The organism is Lentzea albidocapillata subsp. violacea, from assembly GCF_900100275.1.
In the GTDB taxonomy this organism is placed as follows: Bacteria; Actinomycetota; Actinomycetes; order Mycobacteriales; family Pseudonocardiaceae; genus Lentzea; species Lentzea violacea.
The window spans coordinates 123070-149784 of sequence record NZ_FNET01000006.1 but is presented as its reverse complement, the minus strand read 5'-3'; the positions used below and the strand labels follow the sequence as shown (position 1 = coordinate 149784).

The window sequence follows — 26715 nt, the reverse complement described above, 5'->3', positions numbered from 1 at the left end:
GCCGTCCCGTCAGTAAGAGGACGGAGCCACCGGTTTGGATTCATATGACTCGGGATTCCTGGCCGATGTCACCAGTTTGGCGTAACGAGTGCCCGCGGTGAGCAGGACCAGACCGGCACCGAGGAACGCCAGCACGCGGGCGACGCCGTCGAGCGCGGAAAGGTCGAACAGCACCAGCTTCACGACCGCGGCACCGACCAGGATCAGGCCGGAGATCCGCAGCGCCTTGTTGTTGATCCCCCTGACCAGCAGGAACAACGCGGCGACCGTCCACGACACCGTGACCATCGAGTGCCCGAAGAGGAACCCGGTCTCGTCCGGCGACACCAGCAGCGCCGCGCACAGCACCGCCCCCGCCGCGCCGTAGAGCAGCACGATGCCGGAGACGATCCACGGGAACGGGTGCCTGGCCGGCTCGCGCAGCACCTGCATCTTCAGCGCGGCCCACGGCAGGATCGCGGCGAACACGCCCAGCACGACCGCCGTCACCAGGCCGGCCGCGTAGTCAGCGGGCTCGACGTTGTTGAAGAAGCGCGGCTCCTCGACCAGCCACGTGATCGGCACGGCCTGCCCGATCGTCATGAAGAACCCGAGCACGCCGAACGCCACCGACCCGGCCAGCGCGCTCTTCTTGTTCAGTCGTGCCGCGAGGAACGCCAGCAGCACCGCCTCGGCCAGCACGATTGCCGTGCGGACGTTGCCGTCGAGCGCGATCACCGTGGTCTGGAACAACGCGAGCATGCCCGTCGCACCGGCCGCCGCGGCGAACCCGCGCGGCAGGTCGGGGACCATCCAGATCGCCAGCAGCACGGCGGCGACCACACCGGCGAGGATCGAGTTGGCCGGGTCCTCCAGCAGCGTCGTCGCGAACAGGGCGGGCAGCGCCGAACCCGCGATCAACGCGACGGCGACGATGTCGTCGGGCCGCTTGCGGATCGTCAGGAACGCGACCGCGATGCCGACGACGGTCGTGGCGGCCGCGACGCCGACCACGGTCCACTCGTAGGAGCGTGGGATGGCGTTCGCGGTGGCGAGCAGCGAGGCGAGGATCGGCGGGAAGCCACCGGCGATGGCGAGGCCCGGCCAGTTCCGCTTGATCTGGACCGGCGTGCTGGCCATCTTGAGCACCAGCAGGAAGCCGACGAGCAGGACCGTGAAGCCCTCGGTGATGATCGGCGAGCACAGCGCACAGGCTGCGACGACGGTGACCGCGAGCGCTTGCGACTCCCACTTCAGCGCGAGCACGACACCGGCCGCGGCGACGGCCAGCCCGACGACGAGACCCACGCTCTCCGGCAGGTACCGGTACAGGCTCGTGGCGGCGAGAACGTCGAGGTAGAGCCCGGCGAAACCGGTGAAGGCCAGCGCCATCGCCCCGGTGCGGCCGGCGGGGTTGCGGTACAGCCACATGCCGATGCCGACAAGCGCGCCGCTGAACACCGCGCCACCGATGACGCGCGGCATCGGGCCGAGCCAGCCGCGCTGGACGGCGAGGACCAGCAGCAGCACGAAGCCGAGCACGGTGATCGCGCCACCGACCCAGGCCAGCAGCTTCGCGCCGGCGCCGTCCTTGCCGAGCTTCTCGAACAGGGTCTCGCGCGGCTGCGGCGCGGGCCACTGCTGTTGCTGGGGGTGGGGCCACTGCGCCTGGGGAGGCGGCGGGAAGTGGTGGCCGGGCGGCGGAGGCTGCTGACCGGGGAACTGCGGGCCGGGAGGCGGCGGCTGGGTCGAGGCCTGCTGCGACCACGGGTTCTGCTGCTGCGGCACGCCGACGGGCGGTGACGGCACGCCGCTGGGCTGCTGCGGCACTCCGGCCGGCGGCTGCGGGACAGTCGTGGCCGGCGGCTGCGGCACCTCGCCGGGCCGCGCCACCTCGGGTGCCTCGATCACCGCCGTCGCGGTCGAGGCGGAGCGCTCGCGCATCTCCGTGCTGATCGTCGTCAGCCGCTGCCCGATGGCAGCGAGCTCCAGCGCGAGGCGCTGCTCGTCTCCGAGGCGATCCTGTCCGTCCATGTGATCAGGGTGAGGCAGAGCACGCCCAGTTACATCCGTACACCTACTCATCCGCTTGACTAGATACATGTGTAATCGATTAACTACTGCTCCGTGACGACCATGAAGGACGTCGCGCAGCACGCCGGCGTCTCCACGGCCACCGTGTCGCGCGTGCTCAACGGGCATGCCGCACCGACCCCGGAGACCCGTGAGCGCGTGCTCGCCGCGATCGAGGAACTCGGCTACCGGCCCAACGCCCTGGCGCGATCCCTCAGGACCACCAGCACCCAGACCCTCGGTCTGGTCATCAGCGATCTGCTGAACCCGTTCTTCGCCGAGATCGCCCGAGCGGTCGAGGACGAAGCCCGGTCACACGGCTACTGCGTCGTGATCGGGAACGCCGACGAGAGTGCCGAGCAGGAAGCGACCTACGTGCGCACCCTGCTCGACCGCCGGGTGGACGGCCTCCTGCTGTGCCCCGCGACCGACGACCCGAGTCTGGTTCGCGAAGTGAGTGCAGGCGGCGTACCGCTGGTCCTGCTCGATCGGACGGTCAGGGGCGCCACATGCCCCGTCGTCCGCGCTGACGGCAGTGAGGCGTTGACCGCGCTCGCCCGGCGGCTCGTCGGCGCCGGCCACACCCGCATCGGAGTGATCGCGGGTCCGCCGAACACCTCCACTGGAAGAGAACGAACCGACGTGCTCACCGGGGCGCTCGGCGGCCTCGCGCAGGTCGTGCACGGTGACTTCCGCCAGGAGAGCGGCAGTCAGGCCGCCGCGAGGCTCATCGACGACGGCGCCACGGCGCTCGTGGCGATGGACAACCTGATGGGCCTTGGCGCGCTGGGCGAGGTCAGGGCGCGCGGCCTGCAGATCCCGCACGACATCGCGTTCGCGGTGTTCGACGACCAGCCGTGGTTCCCGCTGCTCGACCCGCCGATCACGGTCATCGCGCAGCCGACCGTCGAGATGGGCAAGGCCGCCGCTCGCAGCCTGCTCGCCCTGATCGACGGCCGGCAGCCCGACGACGTCCGCCTCACCGCGAAGCTCGTGCTGCGCGGTTCGCTCGGGGAGGCCGAGCTGTGAAGACCCTCATCACCGCCCGTGGCATCACCAAGCACTTCGGTGCCACCAAGGCGTTGGACGGCGTCGACCTCGACATCAACGCGGGCGAGGTCCACGTCCTGCTCGGCGAGAACGGTGCCGGCAAGTCCACGCTGGTCAAGGTCCTCGCGGGCATCCACGGCCAGGACGCCGGCACGATCGAGGGCCACGCCAGCCTCGCCGTCATCCACCAGGAACTGGCGCTGGTCCCCGAGCTCAGCGTCGCCGAGAACCTGTTCCTCAACCGCCTCCCGCGCAGGTTCGGCTTCGTCGACCGGGCCGAGATGCGCCGCAGGGCACCGGAACTCCTGCAGCGCGTCGGCCTGGACGTCGACCCGCACGCCAAGGTCAAGGACCTCGGCATCGCCCAGCAGCAGATGATCGAGATCGCCCGTGCGCTCGACAAGAACGCCGGCGTGCTGATCCTCGACGAACCGACCGCGGTCCTCACCGAGACCGAGACCGACCGGTTGCTGCAGATCATGGCTCAGCTGCGCCAGAACGGCGTCGGCCTCGTCTTCATCACCCACCACCTCGACGAGATCCAGCGCATCGCCGACCGCATCACGATCCTGCGCGACGGCCGGAGCGTCGGCGTCCTCGGACCGCGCGCCACCACCCAGCACATGATCGAGCTGATGGTCGGCCGCCCGATCGACGAGCAGTACCCACGCGCGCAACAACGTCCTGGCCAGCCGCTGCTCAGCATCGAGGGCCTGACCAGGCGGGGTGCCTTCGAGGACATCACCATCGAGGTCCACGCGGGCGAGGTCGTCGGTATCGCCGGCCTGGTCGGCGCCGGCCGGACGGAGGTCGCGCGGGCCGCGTTCGGCGTCGACGGCTACGACCACGGCACGGTCAAGGTCGACGGGAAGCCGTTGCGCCGCAACGACGTGCAGGCCGCCATCAAGGCAGGTCTCGGCCTGGTGCCCGAGGACCGCAAGGGCCAGGGCCTCGTCCTCACCGCGACCGTCGGCCAGAACCTCGAACTCGTCACGCTCGGCGACCGCGACCAGAAGCGCCTGCACGACATCGCGGGCAAGCTCCGGATCAAGGGCCGCGTCGAGCAGCCGGTGAAGGAACTCTCCGGCGGCAACCAGCAGAAGGTCGTCATCGGCAAATGGCTGCTGGCGGACCCGAAGGTGCTGATCCTCGACGAACCGACCAGGGGCGTCGACGTCGGCGCCAAGGTCGAGATCTACGAGCTCATCAACCGCATGACCGCGCAGGGCCGGGCCGTGCTGCTCGTGTCCAGCGACCTGCCCGAGGTGATCGGGATGAGCGACCGCGTCGTCGTGATGGCACACGGCCGGGTGGCCGGTGAGCTGCCTGGGGGCGCGACCCAAGACCAGGTGATGGCACTCGCCGTGCAGGAGATCTCAGCGTGAGCACGATCAGCATTCGGAAGTACGCACCCAAGAAGTATTTGGCAGAAAACGGGGCTCTCGCAGGGCTTCTCGTCCTCGCCCTGGTCATCGCGATCATGCAGCCCGCGTTCCTCAACGCGCAGAACCTGCTCAACGTCGGCGTGCAGGCCGCGGTCATCGCGATCATGGCGTTCGGCATGACGTTCGTGGTGGTCGCGGGCGGCATCGACCTGTCGGTGGGCAGCATCGCCGCGCTGGCAGCGATGGTCGGCGCACTCACCGCCGGACCGATCGGGCTTCTGGTCGGCGCCCTGTGCGGTCTCGTGAACGGCGCGCTGGTCAGCTACGGCAAGCTGCCGCCGTTCATCGCGACGCTGGCCATGCTCAGCGTCGCCCGTGGTCTGACGCTGGTGTTCTCCGAGGGCCAGCCGCACGAGACCGACGCGCTGGTCACGTTCCTCGGCTCGAACCTCGCGCCGATGGTTCCGTTGCCGCTGCTGCTGATGCTGGCGTTCTTCGGCATCACCGGCCTGATCCTCACGCGCACCAACCTCGGCCGCCGCATGTACGCGATCGGCGGCAACGAGGAAGCAGCCAAGCTCAGCGGCATCGACGTCCGGAGGCAGAAGCTCTGGATCTACGCGCTGAGCGGCCTCTTCGCCGCCGCCGCGGGCCTCGTGCTCGCGGGACGGCTCGGCTCCGCCGGTCCGCAGGCAGCGGTCGGTTACGAGCTCGACGCCATCGCCGCGGTCGTCATCGGCGGTGCGTCGCTGTCCGGTGGCGTCGGCCGTGCCACCGGAACGCTGGTCGGCGCACTTGTGCTCGCCGTCCTGCGCAACGGCCTCAACCTGCTGCAGGTGCCGCCGTTCTGGCAGCAGGTCGTCATCGGCGCGGTGATCGCTCTCGCCGCACTGCTCGACTCACTTCGCCGTCGCTGAGAAAACCCGCAACAGGTAAGGAAGACACCAATGAAGGTGACCCGACGGATCGCGCTGACGCTCGGCGCCGCTGCTCTGCTGGCGACCGGATGCAGTGGTACAGGGGCGTCCGGGGGCCAGCTCACCATCGGCCTCGCGGTGTCCACTTTGAACAACCCGTTCTTCGTGGAACTGCAGCAGGGTGCACAGGAGATGGCGGACCGGCTCGGCGCCAAGCTGACCGTGGTCGACGCGCAGAACGACGCGACGAACCAGGTCAACCAGGTGCAGACGCTGGTGACGCAGGGCGTCAAGGCGATCATCCTCAACCCGGTCGACTCCAAGCAGTCCGCGCCCGCCGCGAAGGCCGCCGAGACCGCGAACATCCCGCTGATCTCGGTCGACCGCGCCGTCGAGGGCAAGGTCGCCGCCGAGGTCGCGTCGAACAACGTCTCGGGCGGCAGCCTCGCGGCCATCGAGCTCGGCCGCGCCACCTCCGGCGAGGTCGCGCACCTCAAGGGCATCCCGGGCGCCTCGGCGTCGCGCGACCGCGGCCAGGGCTTCGAACAGGGTCTGAACAGCGGCAACATCAAGGTCGTCGCCTCGGCCGTCGCCGACTTCGACCGCGCCAAGGGCCTCAACGAGACCACGAACCTGCTGCAGGGCCACCCCGGTCTCAAGGGCCTCTTCGCCGAGAACGACGAGATGGCGCTCGGCGCGATCAAGGCCCTCGGCGCCCGCGCGGGCAAGGACGTGCAGGTCGTCGGCTTCGACGGCACGCCGGACGGCCTGAAGGCGATCCAGGACGGCACGCTCGCCGCGACCATCGCGCAGCAGCCGAAGCTCCTGGGCTCCAAGGCCGTCGAGCAGGCCGTGCACGCCGCGAAGGGCGAGCCCGTTCAGCAGGTCGTGGACGTCGAGGTCAAGGTCATCACGGCGAAGAACGTGGCAGAGTTCGTCAAGTGACGCAGACTTTGCTCGTTCTCGGGTCCGCCAACGCCGACCTCGTGGTCGAGGTCGGCAGGCGGCCCGCCGGCGGTGAGACCGTGCTGGGCGGTGACACCGTCGTGCTGCCCGGCGGCAAAGGTGCGAACACCGCCGTTGCCGCCGCACGCGTCGGTGCCTCCGTCGCGTTGGTCGGTGCCGTCGGTGGCGACGGGTACGGCTCGCTGCTGCGCGAGTCGCTGGAGTCGTCCGGCGTCGACACCGCGCTGGTGAAGACTTCCTCCCGTCCCACCGGGATCGCGTACATCACCGTGACGCCGGACGGCGAGAACTCCATCGTGGTGTCACCCGGCGCCAATGCCGACGTGTCACTGTCCGATGTGGACGCTTTGTCGTTCGGCGGCGTTCAGGTGCTGACGTGCTCGCTGGAAGTGCCGCTGGAGACGGTGGTCCACGCGATCGGCGCCGCTTCCCGTGCCGGCGTCCGGACCGTGCTCAACCTGTCGCCGGTCGCGCAACTGCCCGCGGAGACGTTGCGGCAGCTCACCGTGCTGATCGTGAACGAGCACGAGGCCGCGCAGCTCGCCTCGGACTGGCGTTCCCTGCTCGAACTCGGCCCGAGCTCGGCCATCGTGACGCTGGGCTCGCGCGGAGCCGCCGTGGTGCAGGAGTCCGGCGTCGTCGAGGTGCCGGCGATCGAGGTCGACGAGGTGGTCGACACGACCGGCGCCGGTGACGCGTTCGCCGGCGCGCTGTCCGCGCGGCTGGCCGAGGGCGACGACCTGGTGCAGGCCGCCCGCTACGCCGCGAAGGTCGCCGCGCTGTCCGTCACGAAGGCGGGCGCACAGCCGTCCTACCCGACCGCCGCCGAGGTCGGCTAGGCCCGCACCGCCGCACGGTCGTCGAACAGGTCCTCGCTCGGCAGCGCGTACCTGTCGACGTCCGGTGCCCTGTCCGGCAACGGATCCGCAGGCATCTCCGGTTGCAGCGGCGGGGCGGCGACCTGGTTGAACGGGATTCCGCGCGGCGCCCTGACCTTCTTGCGCGGCGTGTCGGCGTCGTACCGCACGTCCTGGCCGTTGCCGACGATCACGTTGCTCCCCAGGTCCACCGGGTCCTGGCTGCGGCTCAGCGCCAGCCCGGTACCGGGGTTGCCGGTGATCAGGTTGCGGGACACCAGGTTCTTCGTGCTGGCCAGGAGGCTCATGCCGAGGCCGAACGCGCCGTCGGCGTGCGCGGGCGAGAGGGCCTCGTCGTTGCCGGAGACGAGGTTGCCGACGAGCACGACGTCCTCCTGGCGTTCGGCGGCCGAGGTCATGCCGACCCGGTTGCCGCTGAACCTGTTGCCCAGCACGAACATCCGGCCGGACGCGTTCACGCCCTGGTAGCCGACGGCGTTGCGTTCGGCGACGTTGCCGCGCACGACGACATCGCACGGCTTGCACCGGCCGACGGAGAACCCGGCGTCCGCGCTGCCGCTCGCGTAGCTCTGCTCGATCACGCCGTTCTGGGCGTTGGCGGCGTGGACGCCGAACCGCGCGTTGTTGCTGGCGGTCACGTAGGAGACGCGGAAGCCGCGCTGCTCGGAGATCAGCACACCGTCTGAGGTGTGGTTGCGGACCGTCAGGTTCTGCACGGACACGTCCGGTGCGGCGACCACGATCCCGTTGGCGCGCTCGGCCTCGCCGTCGATGATCACGCTGCCGCGCTTGGCTCCCCTGATCGTGAGGCCCTTGGTCCTGACCTGCACCGACTCCTCGTAGACGCCCGGCGACACGACGATGGTCGCACCCTCCTGCGCCATGTCGACGGCGCCCTGGATGGTGCTCAGCTGCGCGGGAACGTTGATCTCGGGGCCGAGGCCCGGTTGCGCCGACGAGCACCCGGCGACCAGGAGGACTGCGGCGAAACCGCACGGAAGGCGCACGGCTGGCACCGTACTGGGCCGAATGGCCTAGGGTCACATCGCGGTCGGCTGTGCGTGTTAAGCCATGATGACGAACTGTGCATCGCTGCGCGTTCCGCCGCTTGATTGGTCACACTGAGCTGTCCTGGGTTTCCGGTCGGAGGGTATGGTCTAGACCATGTCGAGCGCGCGGCTGAGCGGTGTCGGTGTCAGCAGCGGTCGGGCAACCGGCCCCGTGGTAAGGATCGCCGAGGCCCTGCCGGAACCTCCTGCGGGCCAGCGAACAGCGGATACGAAGATGGAAGCCTCCCTCATCCGTCCCGCGACGGAGGTCGTGGCGCAACGCCTGATGGAGCGCGCGAAGACGGTCGAGGGCGACGCCCGCGCCGTGCTGGAGACGACGGCGGCGATGGCCGGCGACCCGTCCCTGATCAAGGCCGCCGAGAACCTCGTCGTCGACCAGTCGCTGACCGCCGCCCGTGCCGTGCACGAGGCCGCCCAGAAGTTCATCTCCGCACTGCAGGCCGCCGGTGGCTACATGGCCGAACGGGCCCGCGACGTCCAGGACGTCCGCGACCGGGTGGTGGCCGAACTCCTCGGCCTGCCCGCGCCCGGAGTCCCCGACCTGGCCTCGCCGTCCGTGCTGGTGGCGCGCGACCTCGCGCCCGCCGACACCGCGGGCCTCGACCCGGCGAAGGTCCTCGCCCTGGTCACGGAAGAGGGCGGCCCGACCTCCCACACGGCGATCCTCGCCCGTTCGCTGGGCATCCCGGCAGTAGTCGCGTGCCGCGGCATCCTGGCGTTCGAGGGCACCTCTCTCGACGTCGACGGTGACACGGGCCAGGTCCGCGAGTCGGACGGCAAGGTCCGTGCGGCCGGCACGGGCAAGAAGGCCGAGTGGAACGGCGTCGGTGTGCTCAAGGACGGCCTCCGCGTGAAGGTCCTGGGCAACGTCGGCTCACCCGCCGACGCCCTGGCCGCTGCTCAGGCCGGCGCGGAGGGCGTGGGACTCTTCCGCACGGAGTTCTGCTTCCTGGACGCAGCAGAGGAACCGACCATTGCTGAGCAGACTGCTGCTTATGAGGCTGTGCTGGCGCCGTTCAAGGGCAAACCGGTTGTGGTGCGCACCCTCGACGCGGGCGCGGACAAGCCGCTGGCGTTTCTGAACCCGGACCCCGAGCCCAACCCGGCCATGGGCGTCCGCGGCCTGCGCGTCGCCTTCGACCGTCCCGAGATCCTCGACCGCCAGCTCGAAGCCATCGCTCTGGCCGCGGCGTCGTCCGGCGCCGAGGTCTCGGTCATGGCCCCGATGGTCGCCACCGCCGCCGAAGCCGCCTGGTTCGTCGAACGCGCCCGCAAGGCCGGCATCGCCCGCGCCGGCGTGATGGTCGAGGTCCCGTCCGCGGCACTGTCGGCCCGCGAGATCCTGCAGGTCGTCGACTTCATCTCCATCGGCACCAACGACCTGGCCCAGTACGTCTTCGCCGCCGACCGCCAACTCGGCGGCGTGGCAGCGCTGAACGACCCGTGGCAGCCCGCGCTGCTGCGCCTGATCGCCCTGGTCGGCGAGGCGGCGACCGCGACCGGCAAGCCCGTCGGCGTCTGCGGCGAGGCGGCGGCCGACCCGCTGCTCGCGTGCGTGCTGATCGGCCTCGGCGTGACGTCGCTGTCGATGAACCACACGGCGCTCGCCGGCGTCGGCGCGAAGCTCGCGACGTCCAGCATGGACATCTGCCAGCTCGCGGCCCGTGGCGCACTGGCCGCGGGCGACCCGGCCTCGGCCAAGCTGGCGGCGCGCGCCCCGCACTAGGGTCTCGCCCGTCAATCGCGCTCGACCACGAGTTTGCCCCCCGTCCTGCCGTTCTTGCTGTAATCCAGGGCAGCGATGACGATCGACATCGAAGGCGAACGAGCGGTCGATGTGGACCTGGACCTGTCCTGCTGCCACCATGCGGTCGACCCTGTCGAGGATGGCGTGGGATGCGTCCAGGAACACCGGGACGTAGGCGATCCTGCGGCCGAAGCGTGACCTGGTCTGACGCGTCAGAATCGTCACGGCCATCCTCAACCCGGATGCGACCGTGATTCGGTCGTCCTCGTCACGGGCGATGGTGACGAATCTGCCGTGTGGCTTGAGCACGTTTCGGGCCGCGTCCCACTTGTCCTGTCCGCCGACGTAGTCGATCACCACATCGGCCGAGTCCGGGCCGAGAAGATCGTCGAGAGGGCCGGCGGAGCCGAGGCGATCGGTTGCGCCTTCCGGCTCGTCAACCCGGTTCCTACTACGGTCAAGGGCTCGACGGGTCCCGCAGTTCGTCGAGCACTGCCTGAATCAGTGGGTGGTCCTCGGACCCACGGCGCACCGCCGCCACCACTCGCCGCAACGGCGCCACCCCGGCCACCGGCACCCCGCGCACGGCGTTGCGCGGCGCCAGCGCCACCCCTCCGCCAGCCGCGACCAGGGCTTGGATCGCGCGGAAGTCATCAGACGTGTGCCTGATACGCGGCGTGAACCCGGCCTGCGCGCACGCCATCTCCACGACGTCACGCAACGGGTTGCCGGGCAGCGTCACCACCCAGTCCTCGTCCGCGAGCGCCGCCAGGTCCACCGGCCCGGTGGCCGGATGCCCCGGCGGCAGCACCACGTCGAAAGGCTCGGTGTAGAGCGGAAACCGCGTGAAACGGTCCGTCGTGCGGTGTTCCTCGGTGATCGCCACGTCGATCTCGCCGTCCAGCAACAGCCGCACGCTTTCGTGCCCCTCGGCGTCGCGCACCGACAGTTCGATCGACCGTTCCTTCAACGCGGCCAGCGCGGGCGCCACCACCTGCGTGATCGCCGAAGCGAACGCCGCCACCCCCACCCGACCGGCCGAGCCGGAGGCCAGAGCGTCCAAAGTGGCCTGTGCGCGTTCCAGTTCGGCGGCGACGACGTGGGCGTGCGTGACGAGCAGGTCGCCCGCCGGTGTCAGCGACACCCGTCGTCCTTTGCGCAGCAGCAACGGATGTCCTGCCTCGGACTCCAGCGCCGCGAGCTGCTGCGACACCGCCGACGGCGTGAGGTGCAATGCGGCGGCTGCGGCCGTCACGGTGCCGTGGTCAGCGAGTGCGCGCAGCACGCGGAGCCGTCGTGGGTCGATCACCGCTCAATGATGGGGGATTCCACTTCGCCGTTCACGGGGACGTCCTGAGGCACGATCGGCTCGATTGCCACCTGCTCCAGCAGGAGGTACTCCACCTGCGAGATGGCCGTCTTCGCGGCCAGGCCGTGCTGAGGCGTGGTGATCACGTCCCGCTTGATGATCGGCAGGCCGGTCTCCGGGTTGATCACCAGCTGCGTCTCGACGTCGGTGAACTGGAACGTCGGCGGCGCGGCCATCGCCACACCGATCCCCCGCCGCTCGCTGAGCACGGTCAGCTCACCGAGGAACCGGGCCCCGTCGAGCGTCTTGATCAGTTCGAACGCCGCCCGCCGCTGGTCGTCCCGCACGTTCGAGCTGATCAGCTCCATCGCAAGTGACCCGATCCGGTAGGCGTCGTTCCCCACGATGGTCTCCAGCGCCTTCCTCAACTCCTGCGGCTCGGCGGGCAGCGACTCGAGCGAGTCGAGACGCGCCTGGCTGTGGAGGGACATCTGGAAACCGGACACCGCGGTCTTCTGCACGGCCGGCTTCATCGGACCGATGCGCACCAGGTGGTTCCCGCCGACCTGGGGCACCGTCTCCGGCTTGCCCGCGGCCTCCCACTCGTTGCCGCCGCGCTGGAGGGAGAAGGGCGTCACGTCGCCGTCCTTCTGGACGACCGTGACCTGCTGGTTCGCGGCCAGCCACCGGTCCGTCTTGGAGTCGAGGTACACGGCGTACGGGTCCGCCGGGTCGCCGACGATCATCAACGACGTCTGCCGCGTCAGCTCATGCCACCACTTCGGAGGCGCGGCGGGCTGCACGGACTGAGGAGGCGCGGGCAGCAGCACGACCGCAAGCACGATCACCGCGCCGATGACCAGCAAGGGAGCGAACCGCCGGACGAGCTGCTTCCGGACCGGCCTCTCCTGCGGCAACGTGACGATGCGCGCGAGATCGCGTTCCATCCGGTCGCGGTCGACCTCGGGCACGGGCGGCCTGGCCTGCGCCAGGTCCTTCATGAGGTCTTCCATGACTCCCTCGCACTGTCGAATTTCGGCGTCCAGAGAGCAGCCTGCAAACGACGTCGAGCCCGATGCAGCCGCACGAAGAACGTCGCCGTCGTGCACCCCAGCACCTGCGCGGCCTCGGCCGCGGCCAGCCCGTGCCACGCGATCAGCGTGAGAACTTCCTGGTCGGCCTCGGACAGACTCGACAACGCCGCCCGCAGCTCGATCACCGCGAAGTCGTCGTCGGCCGGGAAGTCGGTGAGCTCGTAGGTCGTCGTCTGGCGGTGGGCGGCGCGCACGAGGTTGCGCGCGATGCCGAGCAGCCACGGCAGCGCGTTCGACGGCATCTGGCCGGACTTGCGCCAGGCGATCGTGAAGGTCTCGCTGGTGATGTCCTCGGCGAGCCGGCTGCCCGCGTGGCTCGCCGCATAGGCGAGCACTCGCGGGTAGCACTCGCGGTAGACGACCGAGAATTCCTCCACGTGAGGTAGTGCGCTGACCTGGTCGATTCTTACTGCGGGGTGACGCGGGTCACATCACGGAGGAACGCGGACCACGCTTCGCCTGACACCGGCAGGTGCGTGGTCGGCGCCTTACTGTCGCGGATGCCGATGCCGCGGCCGATCTCGACGCAGTCGCTCGCATCGGGGCTGTAGGAGCTCTTGCGCCAGACCGGCATGCGGAACATCTCCTCAGGTCAGGATGCTTTTGATCAGCTCCTTCGATTCTTGCTCATCCAGCGCCTGGGCGTCGAGCAGCTTCAGCACGCTGGAGTAGATGTCCAGAGAGGACTTGTCTTCGAGGAAGAGGCAACAGGTCTTGCTCTCGATGAAGATCACCGGCTCGAACTTCTCGTAGCGTAGCTGGAGGAATGACCCGGAGGCGCCGGCATGTGCACCGAGGGCGCTTGGAATGATCCGCACAGTGACGTACGAACGATCCGCCACCCCCAGGAGGTGGATGAGCTGGTCCTTCATGACTGCCGGACCGCCCACTGGCAGGCGCAGTGCTGATTCAGCGATGTAGAAGACGAACTTGCGGCTGTGGTGAAAGAGTCGGCGGCGCTCGATTCTCGCCTTGATGACTTCCTCGTAGTCGACTGCGTCGTTCGTCGTACCCCCTTCGACGAGCGCTCGCATGTAGTCAACGGTTTGGAGGTGGCCCGGGATGAGGAGCGAGGCCCAGACCGTGATGGCGTTGGCGAGGACTTCCTGCTCGATCAAGATCCGCACCTGGTCAGGGATCCCGTCGTCGGGGATCTGCAGGTAGCCGTTCATGCGTGTCTCGCGGTACAACTCGATCATGCTGCTGAACTCGGCGGGCGTGACGCGGCAGTAGGCGAGCAGTTGCACAACTTCGAGCTCGGTCACGCCGCCCTTGCCACGAACCATGTCGGACATTTTGGATTGGTCCCAGCCCACTTTTTCAGCGAGCTTGCTGTGGGGCATGTTCATCTGATCGATGATGGCGCGGACGCGCTTGCCGAACTCGCGCCCCAACAGGGTGGACTTTCTTCTAGGCATGCCGACAAGCTAGAAGAAATGTTCGTACCGGCTCCAGTTTTTCCTCGAAAGAAGTAGTTTTATGGAGCCGGTACAAGTCCTACCTTTACATCTTTGCGCGTGCGGCGATAAACGCGTCCACGGCGCGGTTAACGTCCTCGGTGGTGTGTGAAGCAGACATCTGCGTACGGATGCGCGCCTTGCCGTGCGGCACGACCGGGTACGAGAAGCCGATGACGTAGACGCCCTGCTCCAGCAGCAGGTCCGCCAGCCTGCCCGCCTCGGCGGCGTCGCCGATCATCACCGGGATGATCGGGTGCTCGCCGGGCAGCAGGTCGAAGCCCGCCTCGGTCATCCGCCGGCGGAAGAGCTCGGTGTTCGACCTCAGCTGGGAGAGCAGCTCCGTGGAACTGGAAAGCATCTCCAGCGTGGCGATCGCGGCGGCGGTGATCGACGGCGCGAGGGAGTTCGAGAACAGGTACGGGCGCGAGCGCTGGCGCAGCAGTTCGACGATCTCCTTGCGGCCCGACGTGTAGCCGCCGGACGCGCCGCCCAGCGCCTTGCCGAGCGTTCCCGTGACGATGTCGACGCGGTCCTGCACGCCGAACAGTTCCGGGGTGCCGCGGCCGGTCGGACCGGTGAAGCCGACGGCGTGCGAGTCGTCGACCATGACCAGCGCGTTGTAGCGCTCGGCCAGGTCGCAGATCTCGTCCAGCGGCGCGAGGTAGCCGTCCATCGAGAACACGCCGTCGGTCGCGATCAGCCGGTAGCGGGCGTCGGCCGCGTCCTTGAGCTGGCGCTCGAGGTCGTCCATGTCGCGGTTCTTGTAGCGGAAGCGACGCGCCTTCGACAGGCGGACGCCGTCGATGATCGACGCGTGGTTCAGCTCGTCGGAGATGATCGCGTCCTCGGCGCCGAGCAGCGTCTCGAACAGGCCGCCGTTCGCGTCGAAGCACGAGCTGTAGAGGATCGTGTCCTCGGTGCCGAGGAACTCGCTGAGCTTGCGCTCCAGTTCCTTGTGCGGCTCCTGGGTGCCGCAGATGAACCGCACCGAGGCCATGCCGAAGCCCCAGTCGTCCAGCGCCTTCTTCGCGGCCTCGATCAGCTGCGGGTGGTCGGCGAGACCGAGGTAGTTGTTGGCGCAGAAGTTCAGGACCTCGTCACCGGAACCCACGCGCACGGTTGCGTTCTGCGGGGTGCCGATCACGCGTTCGGACTTGTAGAGACCGGCCTCCCTGATCTCCTCGATCGTCTTGAGGAGGTCGTTCTTCAGTTCGCCGTACATCAGGCTCCCGTCCAGTCGAGGATGACCTTGCCGCACTTGCCTTCGCGCGCGGTGGCGAACGCCTCCGCGTGCTGCGTGTGGTCGTACCGGTGCGTGATGACCGGCGTGAGGTCGAGGCCGCGCTGCAGCAGCACGGTCATCGAGTACCAGGTCTCGAACATCTCGCGGCCGTAGATCCCCTTGATGTGCAGCATCTTCAGCACGACGCTGCTCCAGTCGACGGAGAACTCGTCCGCGGGCAGCCCCAGCATCGCGATGCGACCGCCGTGCGCCATGTTCGCGATCATGTCCCGCATCGCCATCGGCTTGCCGGACATCTCCATGCCGACGTCGAAGCCCTCGGCCATGCCGAGTTCGGCCTGGGCGTCCGCGATCGTCTTCTCGGCGACGTTCACCGCGAGGTCGACGCCGACCTTGCGGGCGAGGTCGAGGCGGTGCTCGGAGATGTCGGTGATCACGACGTTGCGCGCGCCCGCGTGCTTGGCGACGGCGGCGGCCATGATGCCGATCGGGCCGGCACCGGTGATGATCACGTCCTCGCCGATGACGGGGAAGCTCAGCGCGGTGTGCACGGCATTGCCGAACGGGTCGAAGATCGCGGCCACGTCCAGGTCGACGGCCGTGCGGTGCACCCACGCGTTCTGCTCGGGCAGTACGACGTACTGCGCGAACGCGCCGTTGGAGTGCACGCCGAGACCGCGCGTGTTGGCGCAGAGGTGGCGGCGGCCGGCCTTGCAGTTGCGGCAGGTTCCGCAGACGAGGTGGCCCTCGCCGCTGACCAGGTCGCCGACCTTGACGCCGGTGACGCTGCCGCCGATCTCGACGACCTCGCCGACGAACTCGTGGCCGAGGACGAGCGGCGCCTTGATGTTCTGCGCGGCCCAGTCGTCCCACGAGTCGATGTGCAGATCGGTGCCGCAGATGCCGGTGCGCAACACTCTGACCAGCACGTCCGTCGGTCCGGGGGTGGGGTCCGGGACGTCGGTCAGTTCGAGGCCAGGCCCTGCGGCGACCTTGACGAGAGCCTTCATGCGGGAAGTTTCACCCTTGCTGCTTGTGTAGTCCATCAGGACTTTCTGAAGTTCTTGTGCAGCTCAGCTTCATTGGCGATGTTGCGCACCATGCCGCCGAACACGATGCCGTGAAACGGCCAGACGATCCCCCAGTAGAGGTGCCCGGCGAGCCCTTTGGGCACGAACACGGCGCGTTGGCGGTAAGTGGACCCGTGTCCCTCGTTGCCCGCCACTCGAAGCTCCAGCCACGCCTTCCCCGGCACCTTCATCTCGGCTCGCAGCCTCAGCAACTGCCCGCGTTCGATCTCCTCGACCCGCCAGAAGTCGAGCGCCTCGCCCGCGTACAGCCGCTGCGGATCACGCCGCCCGCGCCGCAGCCCGACGCCGCCCACCAGCCGGTCCAGCCAGCCCCTGATCGCCCAGGCCAGCGGGAACGAGTACCAGCCGCGTTCGCCGCCGATGCCTTCGACGACCTCCCACAACCGTTCGGGCGTGGCGGTTGTGCGTCGCTCGCGTTCGTCGGTGTAGACCGAACCGCCGGACCAGCCGGGGTCGGTCGGCAGCGGCTCGCTCGGCGAGCCCGGCAGCGTCGCCCCCGACCACCGGGTCTCCACGTCGGCGTCGCGGACCTTGGTCAGCGCCAGTTCGACGGCCTTGTCGTAGCCGGTGTTCTCGCCCGGCAGCACCTCGCGGATGTCGTTCTCGCGGCACACCACCTCGTGCACCAGCGACTCGATCAGCGGCTTCGCGATCGACCGCGGCACCGGCGTGACGGCGTTGACCCAGTGCGAGGACAGGCCCGGCGTCAGCAGCGGCACGGGCAGCACGCGGCGTTTGGGCAGCCCGGCGACCTCGGCGTACCGGAGCATCATCCGCAGGTACGTCAGCACGTCCGGCCCGCCGATGTCGAACGTCCGGTTCTCGTTCTCGAGCGTCGTGGCCTCGACCAGGTAGCGCAGCACGTCCCGCACGGCGATCGGCTGGATCCGGTTGTGCACCCAGCGCGGTGTGATCATGACCGGCAGCCGTTCGGTCAGGTAGCGCAGCATCTCGAAGCTCGCCGACCCGGAGCCGATGATCACGGCGGCCTGCAGCACCACGGCCTGGACGTTCGAGCGCAGGAAGACCTCGCCGACCTCCCTGCGCGAAGCCAGGTGCGGCGACAGCTCGACACCGGCCGGGTGCAGCCCGCCCAGGTAGACGATCCTCCGCACACCGGCCTGTTCGGCGGCACTCGCCGTGTTCTCCGCGGCCTTGCGGTCGGCGTCGGCGAAGTCCTTCGAGTGCAGCGAGTGCACGAGGTAGTGGACGACCTCGACGTCCCGCATCGCCTCGTCGAGATCACCGAGCACGTCTCCGCGCACGATCTCGACGTCAGCGGCCCACGGAACGTCGCGCAACTTCTCCGGCGAACGCACCAGGCAGCGGACCTCGTGCCCTTCGGCCAGCAGCCTGGGCACGAGTCGTCCGCCGAGGTACCCGGTCGCGCCGGTCACGAGACACCGCATGCCTTGATCCTGCGGCTTCGCGCCGGCGACCGCCGAACAGGTGCTTGGCTGTGCGTGTGCTGTATCAGGAAGAGCTGATCGAGCGTGTTCGCGAAGTGTGCGCAGCCGACGACGGGCTGGACGCCGCGCTGATGTACGGCTCCTTCGCCGCAGGGGAGGCGGACGAGCACAGCGACATCGAGTTCTGGCTGTTCTTCACCACGCGGAGACGCGCCGAGATCGAGCCGCGGTCCTGGTGCGCCGGCATCGCGCCGACCAGCTACGGCCTGCTCAACGAGTTCGGCACCTATGTGGCGTTCTTCCCCGGCCTCGTGCGTGGCGAGTTCCATTTCGCGACCGTGGACGAGATCGCCACGGTGGCGGAGTGGCCGGCGCGCGGCGCCGAGGTCGAGCGGATGCTGATGGTGGATCGCCGTGGAGCGTTGGCTCCGATGCTGCGCGGCCTGCCCCAGCGGTACGTGCCGCCGGTCGACAGCCCCGAGGTCATCACCAAGTACTGCGACCCGTTCGTCAACTGGCTGGTGCTGGCGCACCATCTGGCGGCGCGCGGCGAGGATCTGCGTGCGTGGGACGCGCTCGGGCACGCCCAGCGGCATCTCCTGTGGATGGCACGCCTCGCCGAGGAGTCCACCGCGCACTGGTTGACTCCGTCGCGAGGTGCCGAGCGCGAGTTGTCCGCGGAGACGGCGGCGGAGCTGAGGGCAGCTACGTCCGCCGCGTCGCCGCAGGAGGCACTGCGTGCCGCCTTGGAGCTGGGTCGCCGGCTGTGGCCCGTGATCGCCACCCGCTACGGGCTAAGCGCTCCGACCGCGCTGTTCGCCGAACTTGACGCTGCCCTCAGGAACCCGCGCGTCTGACCAGGTCAGCGCTTGCTTCGCTTGATCACCACGGTCCCGCCGCGCACCGAGCCCTTGAGCTGGAAGTGCGGGTTGCCCATGGTGGTGTTCTGGACCTTGTCCTTCAGTTCGCCCGCGGTGATCTCGACGGCGTCGGCGTTGACCGACGACCCCGCCGGCAGCAGGAGCTTCACCGTGCCCAGCGACACGTCCAGGTCGACGTTGACGACCGGCGGCACCTCGGCGGCGGTGAAGTCGAGGTTCGTGGTGCCGAGGGTGTTGCGGATGACGAGCTCGTTCGGCACGACCCAGTGACCCTTGCGGGTCGTGGTGCTCATCGTGTTCTTCAGCTCGGTCCGTTCGCGGGCCAGTTCGTTGTTGACCATGCCGGGCAGGTCGAGCAGCACCACGTTCAGATCGGCCCTGGTCTTCGCGCCGAGTGCGGTGTCCGTGCGCACGGTGAACTCGTCGAGCGTGATCATGCCGCGGCCCACCGCCTTGTTCAGCAGGGTGACGACGTGCTCACGTTCCGCATCGGACACGCGTAACTCTCTGGGGTCTGTCATTTCTCTGCCTCCGGTTCGGCGTCGAGACCGTGCTCGATGGCATAACGCGCCAACTCCACCCGGTTGTGCAGTTGGAGTTTGCGCAATGTCGATTGAACGTGGTTTTCGACCGTGCGGTGGGAGATCACCAGGCGGTTCGCGATCTGTCGTGCGGTCAGGCCCTTGGCAACGAGCCGCAGCACCTCGGTCTCCCGATCGGTGAGCTGGGGCTTCTCCTCCGAGCCGTCGGGCGCGGCGGCCATCCGCCGGTACTCGCCCAGCACCAGGCCCGCGAGCCCGGCCGTGAACACGGCGTCGCCCGCGGCCGTCCGGGACACGGCCTCGACCAGTTCCTCGGAGGACGCGGACTTCACCAGGTAGCCGGACGCGCCCGCCTTCACGGCCTGCAGCACGTCGTCGTGCTCACCGGACGCGGACAGCACGAGCACGCGCGTGTCCGGCAGCTCACTGGTGATCATCGCGGTGGCGTCGACCCCGGAGAGTTCGCCGAGGTTGAGGTCCATCAGGACCACGTTGGGCCGCACGGCCTTCGCGATCCGCACGGCCGAGGGCGCGTCACCCGCGGTCGCCACGACCTCGAAGCCGCGTTCCTGGAGATCGCGCGCCACGCCTTCGCGCCACATCGGGTGGTCGTCCACGACCATCACCGAGACCGTCATCCTGCCGCCCCCTTCCTGAACACCCGAACCTCCCATTCCGTGCCCTCCCCCGGCCCGGTCTGGAGCTCCAGCGTTCCGCCGAGCGACTCCACCCGGCCTTTGATCGACTTCTCGATCCCCATCCTGCCTTCCGCGGCGGCCGACGCGATCCGGCCTTCTGGGATGCCAGGCCCATCGTCCCTGACGCTCAGCACGATCTCCTCCCCGAGATCTTCCAGCAACACCCAGGCCCGCGCGTCCTCGCCGCAGTGTTTGTCCACGTTGGACAGCGCCTCACGCACCAACGACGTGAGCTCGCCCGCCGCCGGGGCCTCGAACATCACCTGGGTCGCGGGTGTCGACACCTGGATCCTCGGCGTGGCGAGCATCTGCAGGCCGGGACGAAGGTCGATGTCTCCATCCACAGTGGAGTCCGTCGGCGCGGCGGCCACCAGGTTCCGCAGCGCCACCTCCTGCTCGCCCGCCATCCTGGCCAGCTCGGCGGCCTCGCCACCGACCTCCAGGCCGCGCTTGCGCACGCGGGCGAGGACCTGCAGCACGCTGTCGTGAATCGAACGGGCCAGACGTTCGCGTTCCGCCGTGGCCGCCTCGGCTCTCAGGGCCTGGGCGAGCAGCACCGCCGAACGCCGTGCCGTGGCCGACGCCATGCCGACGACCATGCCCGCACCGGACAGCAGCACGACGTCGCGTAGCAGGTCGAGGCTCGGCGAACGGTGGGACAGATAGGTGAACAGGCCAACGGTCAGCCCGCCGCCGAAGCCCGCGGCCGCCCCGCCGAGCGCGCCCAGCGCGACCGCCGGCACGCACGCCCAGATCGTCGTGATCAGCGGGACGTGCAGGACCAGCAACTGGTGGTCGGACATGATCAACGGTGACAGCGACATGAGACCGCAGGTCAGGGCCAGGTCGACCAAGACGAGCGGCCACCGCCTGCCCCACGTCGTGCTGTAGGCGCGGCTCGTGAAGACGGACCACAGCGCCATCACCCCGAGCGTGGTCCACGCAAGCCACGGCCGTACGTAACCGGATTGGTTCGCGATGACGTTGGCCGCCGCGAAGAGGAATGTGACTATGCGTAGCGCAATCGTCCCGCGCCACAGGGGCGTGGCCGGGTCGTCGATCACCTTTGTCACACGTTCGGCAGGCTCTTTGGGCACGCTGTGCTCCTTTCGGACACCATCCTGCCGCGTGAACGTGTGCTGGCTAACCCCCAGGTGGCCGTCTTCTGCCGAACGGAGGAATGTGCGACGCTCTCCGGGTTCGGGGGAGGGCGATGCAGGTGCGGGACTGGCCGGTGTGGACTTTGCGGCGGCCTGCGCTCTACTACTGGTTGTTCATCGACATGGCAGCCCTCGCCACCGTCACCTACGCGATCGTTTCCTCCGAAACACCATCACCCTCCGAAATCGCCAGATTCGCCGCGATCGCGGGCACAGCGGGTGCGGTGATCATCGGTACGACCATCTACAGCCACCGCCTCGGCGAGACGGAACGCAACCCGTGGGCCGCCCACCTCTGCTACCTGACGGCAGGCATCCTCGCCCTCCCGCCGAACCTCATGGTGCTGCTCCTCTTCGGCCCGGCCCTGCACTGCCTGCTGGCCCAGCGCCCGGAGACCCACCGCTGGCTCTTCACGCTGAGCGCCACCACACTGGCCGTCTTCGCCACCCGCTACGTCCTCGGCTGGGCCGACCCGCACACCAACCTCGTGATCCTCACCCTGGCCGCAGCGCTGCTGCTGGTCCTGCGAGCGGGCCTGATCGCGCTGGGCCTGAAGCTGCGCCGTCCGTCCGCCACCTTCGAGGAGAACGTCGGCGAACCCATCGACGCCATCCTCGGCATAGTCGCCGTGTCGATCGGCGGCCTCATGGGCTGCGTGGCGGAGTCGAACGCCGTCCACGTCCTCATCGCCGGCCCGTCCCTGGCCCTGCTGGAACGAGCGGCCCAACTCCCCCAATGGCGCCGCTCAGCCCAGCGTGACGCCAAAACCGGCCTGGCCAACGCGGTGCACTGGGACGCCCGAGCCCGCTACGAACTGAACAAGGGCGCGAGCCGCACCCGCCCGATGGCCGTCATGCTCCTCGACCTGGACCACTTCAAGAGGGTCAACGACGAGGTCGGCCACCTCGCGGGCGACGCCGCCCTGGCCGCGATCTCGTTGCTGCTGCGCGGCACCGTCCGCCGAGGAGACCTGGTCGGCCGGTTCGGCGGCGAGGAGTTCGTGGTGCTGCTGCCCGAGGCGACGTCCGACGAGGCCGAGTACGTCGCCGAACGCGTGCGCAAGGCCGTGGAGGCACTTCGCGTGCCCACGATGGCCACGGACGGCAAGCCGCACGAGCTGCACGGGCTGACTGTGTCCATAGGGGTGTCGACGACGACTCGGTTCGGGTACGAGCTGCCGGACCTCTTGGTGGCGGCCGACGCGGCGTTGCTGGCGGCCAAGGCTTATGGCCGAAACCTCGTGTCGATGGCCTAGAGCTCTTTGACCCGTTCGCTCGTGTCGTCCTTCGGCGCCGTGTCCTGAGGATTCAGCACGTCCACCTTCTCCGGCTTCTGCGCAGCGTCCGAATCGGACACCAGCGACCGGATCCCCGAGTTCAGCACCGCCAGCAGCGGCACCGCCAGCAACGCTCCGGCGATGCCGCCGGTCACCAACCCGCCGGCGATCGCGAGCACCACGGCCAACGGGTGCAACTTGACCGCACGGCCCAGCAGCAACGGCTGCAGAACGTGCGACTCCAGCTGCATCACACCGATGAGCACGGCCAGCACGATCAAAGCAGCGATAGGCCCGTTGGTGACCAGCGCGACCAACACCGCCACGGCACCGGTGAACACCGCACCGATGATGGGAATGAACGCGCCGAGGAACACCAACGCGGACAGCGGCACCACGAGCGGCACACCGATGATCGCCAGACCGACACCAACGCCAACGGCGTCCACGATCGCGACCACGGCCGTAGCGCGCACATAGGAAACGAGAGAGCTGAACCCGCGCCGTCCCGCCACGTCGACGCGCTGACGCACGTCCCGAGGCACCGCGCGAGTCACGAAACGCCAGATGCCGTCACCGTCGTGCAGGAAGAAGATCAGCGTGAACAGCGCCAGCAGCAGCCCGGTGAGCAACTCGCCGAGGGTCGCGGCGGTCGTCAGGGCACCGGACGTGATCTCCGCCTGGTTCTCCTTGATCGTCTTCACGATCTCGTCGAGGTAGGTCTGCAGTTGCTGGTCCGACAGGTGCGCTGGCCCGTCCTTCAGCCACTTCTGGATCGTGTCGAGCGACGCCGCCACCTGCGTCTGCAGCTCGGGCAGGCCCCGGGAGAACTCACTGATCACGAACGTCAGCACGCCGCCGAGGACCCCGACGCCGATGATCATCATCACGGTCACCGCCACGCCCCGCGGCACCCGCCACTCGACGAGCTTCGAGACGCCGGGCGACAGCAGTGCGGCGAGCAGCAGCGCGATAGCGACGGGGATCACTATCGACGCGAGGAAGCCGAACACGTAGGCCACCACGTACAACGCGGCCACCACGACCACGAACCGCCAGCTCAGCGCGGCACTCACGCGCAGCAGCGTCGGAACGCGGCCGCTGATCTCCGACTCCGGCGTGCTCATGGCCTCACGTTAACTGTTCATTCCCTCGCCAAGGTGCAACCTCAGCAGGGATGATCCGATTCGTCAGGGGAGGACGAACGTGATCAAGCCCGAAGACTTGACCGAGCTCGAACGCCAGGTCGCCGGGGCCTACGCGGGTGGCACCGAGATCGACCTGACCGGGCAGAGCGTGCGCGGCGAGGTGCTCACCGGTCTGCTGACCGGCCTGTACCGGGTGCCGCGCAAGGGACTACCCGCTCTGCGCCTGCGCAACGCGCGGATCACCGGCAGGTTCGCACTGGAGGGCACCCGCGTCACGCGGGTCATCGACCTCACCCACTGCACGTTCGAGGAGTCGGTCGACCTCCGCATGGCCCGCCTCATCGGCCTGCGGTTGCGCGGCACCCGCCTTCCCGGCCTCCAGGGCCGCAACCTGAGGATCTTCAGCGACCTGGTCCTCGAAGCCGGCTTCACCTGCACCGGCACCGTCGACCTCACCGACGCCGCGGTGGACGGAACGCTCCGCCTCGCCGGCGCGGTGCTGCGTTCGAACACCGACCACGCACTGCTCGGCGCCCGGCTCAGGGTCAGCGGCTCGATCCAGGCCATCGCGATGCGCGCGAACGGCGAGGTGCGGCTCCGCGGCGCGACGATCGGCGGCAGCGTCCACCTCGGCGGCGCGCGGCTGCTCAACACCGGCAAGGACGCGCTCGACGCGTCCGGGATCGTCGTCGCGGGCAACGTCTTCTGCAACGCCGAGGGCGGCCGCTTCACCGCCGACGGCCGTGTGCTGTTCGACGGTGCGCGCGTCCACGGGAACGTCGAGTTCACCGGCGCCCGCCTCAACTCCGCCCACCGCGTCGACAACCAGGTGCTGGTGCTGCCGCACGGATCGGCCGACGAGGCCGCGACGCTCGTGGCCGACCGCATCCGGGTCGAGGGCAACGTCGAACTCGACGACGGCTTCATCAGCGAGGGCACGGTCCGGCTGCCGAACGCGAGCATCGGCGGCTACCTCCGGCTGTCCGGCGCGGTGATCGGGCCGCGGGAGATCGCCGAGGAGCTCGCCGGGGACGTCACGAACCGCATCCCGGTCGCCTTGCACGCCGACGGCATGCAGGTCCGCGGCGACGTCGAGGCGCGCAGTGCCGTCAACGGCGCGGGCGTCCGGTCGAAGGCACTGCACACCTACGGCCAGGTCCGGCTGTCCAACGCGACCATCCACGGCAGCGCCAGCATGTCCGGCGTCTCGCTGCACGGGCCGGGCATCGACGTCCTGTTCGCCGACCGCCTCCAGGTCGGCGGCACGCTCTTCCTGCGCGAGCTGAAGGCCAGGGGCTCGGTTCGCCTGCAGAACGCGAACATCGGCTCCACACTCGACCTCTCCGGCGCCGAGCTCACCCTCCCGAGGCTCCGCGGGAACGGCACCCAGAAGCCGTCACTGGACGCCCGCGCCATCACGATCGGCAAGGACCTCCTGTGCAGCCGCGGGTTCACCGCGGTCGGCGGCGTGCGGATCCGGCTGGGCGAGGTCGGCAAGATGGCGACGTTCAGCGACTCGCACCTCGGTTCGACCGCCGCGGACATCGCGCTCAACGCCTACGGCCTCACCGTCCACCAGTTCCGCCTGCACATTCCCGAGGGCCAGCAGCCCAAGGGGAAAATAGTGCTGAGCCGCCTGAAAGCGGTGTCGGTGACCGACGGGCCGGGGCTGTGGGACGCCGAGGGCGGCGTCGCCGTGGACGACTTCGAGTTCGCCGGCATCACCGCCGATCCGGACGTGCCGGTGCAGACACGGCTGAAGTGGTTGCTCAAGGTGCAGCCGGACTTCGCGCCCGGACCGTACGAACAGCTCGCCGCCGTCTACCAGCAGGGCGGCGAGGAGGAACTCGCGCAGAAGGTCCAGCTGGAGAAGCAACGCCGCCGCTACTCCGAACTCGGCCGCGCCGGCCGGGTCTGGGGCGTCGTGCAGCGGTGGACGGTCGGCTACGGCTACCGGCCGTGGCTCGCGATCTGCTGGCTCGCCGTGTTCTGGCTGTTCGGCGCGCTGTGGTTCAACTGGCACCCGATGGTCAAGCTCAACTCCGACGAGGACCCGGTGTGGAACGCCGCGCTGCTCGCCCTCGACCTCCTGATCCCGATCATCGACTTCGGCCACGACGGCAAGTGGCAGTTCACCGGTGCGTCGCAATGGATATCTTCGCTGCTCGTGGCGGTGGGCTGGGTGCTCGCGTCGACCGCGGCCGCGGGTGCGGCCCGCGTGCTGAAACGGGTGTGAGCCAAGGGAAGCCGTTCACACGATGTAGTTAACCGAGTGCTCAGAGCGTGCATTTGGGGTGGATGGACTGGCAGAGTCGCCGACGTCGACTTGATCACGTTGATCGTCGGCGATTCCCTTGAGTGCCACCGAGTAGCGAGGTTTCCTGCGTTGTTCTCCACTGAGCTGCGAGCGAAGACGGGAGCGAACGGCATCCGCCGGTTCGCCACCCGAGCGCTGCTCGCCGTCGGTGGAGCGATCGCGGGAACGGCCGTTGCCTGGGCACTCGCCACGACGTCGGCCAACGCGGCCGACACCGTGCCCGCTGCCGACGCGCACCAGTTCGACGCCATCAGCAAGCTCGTCTCCAACACGGACGAGAAGCTGCCGGTCGTCGTTCCCGCTGCCAAGGCAGTGCACAAGATCGACGAGACCTTGCGCGCCGAGCAGGAGAAGGCTCGCGCCGCTCTGCCGGACGTGCAGGTCTCCCAGGCGGTCGAGCAGATCTCCGCTCGATTCCTGCCGCAGGCCACCAGGATCGGTCAGTCCAGCAGCCCCGCCAGTGAGCGGGCGATGGACGTGACGTTCCCGGAGATCCCGGCACCCACCACCGATGCCGGACAGTCGCCGGCACCGGTGGTCTCGCAGTTCACCGGCCCGTCCGGTGGCAGCTGGACGGATCTGTTGGAGCACAACGACTTCGTCGTGCCTTCCGAGCAGCATCCGTCCCTGCCCAGCACCCCGCTCCCGAAGCTGCCCGTCCCGGCCCCCGCGCCGGTGCAGTGCGCTTCGTGCAACGACGGTTCTGGTTCTGCCAAGGGCAGCATGATGGCTGCTCTCGCTGCACCCGGTGACGCTCACGGCATCTCGTCGACGCGCGCTCTCGCGCCGTCCACCGACGAGGTCACCGTGACGCCGGGCAAGCAGCCCGGTATCAACCCCGACTGATTCCAGCGCGCGGTCCGCGGCAGCCCACTCCCCTGGCTGTCCGGAAGTCGACCGTCGCGCTTTTTTCTTGCGCTCACACAGGTCGATCACCGCGTGCGACTCCCCCGGTGATGACGCGCCTTCCCCTGCGCGTTCGGCCCCACCCCCTTGAGCCCCCGTCGCTTTCTCGACGGGA

25 protein-coding genes and 1 pseudogene are annotated in these 26715 nt (G+C 69.0%); 11 read left to right on the top strand and 15 right to left on the bottom strand.

What is annotated here, in order from left to right; genetic code table 11:
• Nucleotides 1-9: 9 nt before the first annotated feature.
• Entirely contained in the window at nucleotides 10-2013 is a 2004-nt protein-coding gene (locus tag BLR21_RS15925) for a DUF2339 domain-containing protein (RefSeq protein ID WP_143027737.1), read from the bottom strand.
• A 102-nt stretch (nucleotides 2014-2115) separates the two neighbouring features.
• On the opposite strand from BLR21_RS15925, the gene BLR21_RS15920 reads away from it, so the two are divergent.
• The 5 genes from BLR21_RS15920 to BLR21_RS15905 are packed head-to-tail and all read left to right on the top strand — an operon-like array spanning nucleotide 2116 to nucleotide 7209.
• The gene (locus BLR21_RS15920; protein WP_256334738.1) at nucleotides 2116-3081 is read left to right on the top strand and encodes a LacI family DNA-binding transcriptional regulator; all 966 of its coding nucleotides are present in this window, start codon (nucleotides 2116-2118) and stop codon (nucleotides 3079-3081) included.
• The gene (locus BLR21_RS15915; protein ID WP_090006611.1) at nucleotides 3078-4487 is read left to right on the top strand and encodes a sugar ABC transporter ATP-binding protein; all 1410 of its coding nucleotides are present in this window, start codon (nucleotides 3078-3080) and stop codon (nucleotides 4485-4487) included. The genes BLR21_RS15920 and BLR21_RS15915 overlap by 4 nt, the downstream gene beginning before the upstream one ends.
• Entirely contained in the window at nucleotides 4484-5404 is a 921-nt protein-coding gene (locus BLR21_RS43200) for an ABC transporter permease (protein WP_256334709.1), read from the top strand. The genes BLR21_RS15915 and BLR21_RS43200 overlap by 4 nt, the downstream gene beginning before the upstream one ends.
• 30 nt (nucleotides 5405-5434) lie before the next feature.
• Entirely contained in the window at nucleotides 5435-6349 is a 915-nt protein-coding gene (locus tag BLR21_RS43195) for a substrate-binding domain-containing protein (protein ID WP_218130886.1), read from the top strand.
• The gene (locus BLR21_RS15905) at nucleotides 6346-7209 is read left to right on the top strand and encodes a ribokinase (RefSeq protein ID WP_090006610.1); all 864 of its coding nucleotides are present in this window, start codon (nucleotides 6346-6348) and stop codon (nucleotides 7207-7209) included. The genes BLR21_RS43195 and BLR21_RS15905 overlap by 4 nt, the downstream gene beginning before the upstream one ends.
• On the opposite strand, the gene BLR21_RS15900 is transcribed toward BLR21_RS15905, so the two are convergent.
• A complete protein-coding gene (locus tag BLR21_RS15900) occupies nucleotides 7206-8255 on the bottom strand; it encodes a right-handed parallel beta-helix repeat-containing protein (RefSeq protein ID WP_090006609.1) in 1050 nt (349 codons plus the stop codon). The two genes, BLR21_RS15905 and BLR21_RS15900, sit on opposite strands and share 4 nt — an antisense overlap.
• Nucleotides 8256-8412: 157 nt before the next feature.
• On the opposite strand from BLR21_RS15900, the gene ptsP reads away from it, so the two are divergent.
• Together ptsP and BLR21_RS43785 are read left to right on the top strand one after the other, a co-directional pair.
• Nucleotides 8413-10044 (top strand): phosphoenolpyruvate--protein phosphotransferase, encoded by a 1632-nt coding sequence (ptsP, locus tag BLR21_RS15895; RefSeq protein ID WP_090006608.1) that lies wholly within the window; start codon nucleotides 8413-8415, stop codon nucleotides 10042-10044.
• A gap of 75 nt (nucleotides 10045-10119) precedes the next feature.
• A complete protein-coding gene (locus BLR21_RS43785) occupies nucleotides 10120-10263 on the top strand; it encodes a hypothetical protein (RefSeq protein ID WP_256334708.1) in 144 nt (47 codons plus the stop codon).
• Here the strand turns inward: BLR21_RS43785 and BLR21_RS44675 are convergent.
• The 9 genes and pseudogenes from BLR21_RS44675 to BLR21_RS15850 form a co-directional block, all read right to left on the bottom strand.
• Nucleotides 10192-10422: pseudogene (locus tag BLR21_RS44675) on the bottom strand (hypothetical protein); the annotation flags it as partial. The gene BLR21_RS43785 and the pseudogene BLR21_RS44675 overlap by 72 nt on opposite strands.
• Nucleotides 10423-10522: 100 nt before the next feature.
• Nucleotides 10523-11374: a LysR family transcriptional regulator gene (locus tag BLR21_RS15885; RefSeq protein ID WP_090006607.1), complete on the bottom strand. Its 852-nt coding sequence runs from the start codon at nucleotides 11372-11374 to the stop codon at nucleotides 10523-10525.
• Nucleotides 11371-12387, bottom strand: a complete 1017-nt coding sequence (locus tag BLR21_RS15880; RefSeq protein WP_143027736.1) for a hypothetical protein — start codon at nucleotides 12385-12387, stop codon at nucleotides 11371-11373. Before BLR21_RS15880 ends, BLR21_RS15885 begins: the two co-directional genes overlap by 4 nt.
• Nucleotides 12372-12845 carry an RNA polymerase sigma factor gene (locus tag BLR21_RS15875; RefSeq protein ID WP_051770987.1) on the bottom strand — a complete coding sequence of 158 codons (474 nt, stop codon included), beginning with the start codon at nucleotides 12843-12845 and terminating at the stop codon, nucleotides 12372-12374. Before BLR21_RS15875 ends, BLR21_RS15880 begins: the two co-directional genes overlap by 16 nt.
• A gap of 29 nt (nucleotides 12846-12874) precedes the next feature.
• Nucleotides 12875-13051 (bottom strand): DUF397 domain-containing protein, encoded by a 177-nt coding sequence (locus BLR21_RS15870; protein ID WP_090006605.1) that lies wholly within the window; start codon nucleotides 13049-13051, stop codon nucleotides 12875-12877.
• 4 nt (nucleotides 13052-13055) lie between these two features.
• Complete coding sequence (locus BLR21_RS15865) at nucleotides 13056-13886, bottom strand: helix-turn-helix domain-containing protein (protein WP_143027735.1); 831 nt, start codon at nucleotides 13884-13886, stop codon at nucleotides 13056-13058.
• Nucleotides 13887-13971: 85 nt separating this feature from the next.
• Complete coding sequence (locus BLR21_RS15860; RefSeq protein WP_090006603.1) at nucleotides 13972-15150, bottom strand: glycine C-acetyltransferase; 1179 nt, start codon at nucleotides 15148-15150, stop codon at nucleotides 13972-13974.
• The gene (tdh, locus tag BLR21_RS15855) at nucleotides 15150-16181 is read right to left on the bottom strand and encodes an L-threonine 3-dehydrogenase (protein WP_090006602.1); all 1032 of its coding nucleotides are present in this window, start codon (nucleotides 16179-16181) and stop codon (nucleotides 15150-15152) included. The genes BLR21_RS15860 and tdh overlap by 1 nt, the downstream gene beginning before the upstream one ends.
• A 35-nt stretch (nucleotides 16182-16216) precedes the next feature.
• Entirely contained in the window at nucleotides 16217-17671 is a 1455-nt protein-coding gene (locus BLR21_RS15850; RefSeq protein ID WP_090006601.1) for an SDR family oxidoreductase, read from the bottom strand.
• A gap of 50 nt (nucleotides 17672-17721) precedes the next feature.
• On the opposite strand from BLR21_RS15850, the gene BLR21_RS15845 reads away from it, so the two are divergent.
• On the top strand, nucleotides 17722-18528 hold the full coding sequence (locus BLR21_RS15845) for a nucleotidyltransferase domain-containing protein (RefSeq protein WP_090006600.1): 807 nt from the start codon (nucleotides 17722-17724) through the stop codon (nucleotides 18526-18528).
• A 5-nt stretch (nucleotides 18529-18533) separates the two neighbouring features.
• On the opposite strand, the gene BLR21_RS15840 is transcribed toward BLR21_RS15845, so the two are convergent.
• The 3 genes from BLR21_RS15840 to macS are packed head-to-tail and all read right to left on the bottom strand — an operon-like array spanning nucleotide 18534 to nucleotide 20889.
• Nucleotides 18534-19073 (bottom strand): DUF1707 SHOCT-like domain-containing protein, encoded by a 540-nt coding sequence (locus BLR21_RS15840; RefSeq protein ID WP_030480176.1) that lies wholly within the window; start codon nucleotides 19071-19073, stop codon nucleotides 18534-18536.
• Nucleotides 19070-19732 carry a response regulator gene (locus BLR21_RS15835; RefSeq protein ID WP_090006599.1) on the bottom strand — a complete coding sequence of 221 codons (663 nt, stop codon included), beginning with the start codon at nucleotides 19730-19732 and terminating at the stop codon, nucleotides 19070-19072. Before BLR21_RS15835 ends, BLR21_RS15840 begins: the two co-directional genes overlap by 4 nt.
• The gene (macS, locus tag BLR21_RS15830) at nucleotides 19729-20889 is read right to left on the bottom strand and encodes a MacS family sensor histidine kinase (protein WP_256334707.1); all 1161 of its coding nucleotides are present in this window, start codon (nucleotides 20887-20889) and stop codon (nucleotides 19729-19731) included. The genes BLR21_RS15835 and macS overlap by 4 nt, the downstream gene beginning before the upstream one ends.
• A 116-nt stretch (nucleotides 20890-21005) precedes the next feature.
• On the opposite strand from macS, the gene BLR21_RS15825 reads away from it, so the two are divergent.
• Entirely contained in the window at nucleotides 21006-22208 is a 1203-nt protein-coding gene (locus tag BLR21_RS15825; protein WP_338061047.1) for a GGDEF domain-containing protein, read from the top strand.
• Here the strand turns inward: BLR21_RS15825 and BLR21_RS15820 are convergent.
• The gene (locus BLR21_RS15820) at nucleotides 22205-23356 is read right to left on the bottom strand and encodes an AI-2E family transporter (RefSeq protein WP_090006597.1); all 1152 of its coding nucleotides are present in this window, start codon (nucleotides 23354-23356) and stop codon (nucleotides 22205-22207) included. The genes BLR21_RS15825 and BLR21_RS15820 overlap by 4 nt on opposite strands.
• A 79-nt stretch (nucleotides 23357-23435) precedes the next feature.
• Between BLR21_RS15820 and BLR21_RS15815 the strand changes: the two genes are divergently transcribed.
• Together BLR21_RS15815 and BLR21_RS15810 are read left to right on the top strand one after the other, a co-directional pair.
• On the top strand, nucleotides 23436-25613 hold the full coding sequence (locus BLR21_RS15815) for a translocation/assembly module TamB domain-containing protein (protein ID WP_256334706.1): 2178 nt from the start codon (nucleotides 23436-23438) through the stop codon (nucleotides 25611-25613).
• A gap of 150 nt (nucleotides 25614-25763) precedes the next feature.
• A complete protein-coding gene (locus BLR21_RS15810) occupies nucleotides 25764-26540 on the top strand; it encodes a hypothetical protein (RefSeq protein ID WP_090006596.1) in 777 nt (258 codons plus the stop codon).
• Nucleotides 26541-26715 lie beyond the last annotated feature (175 nt).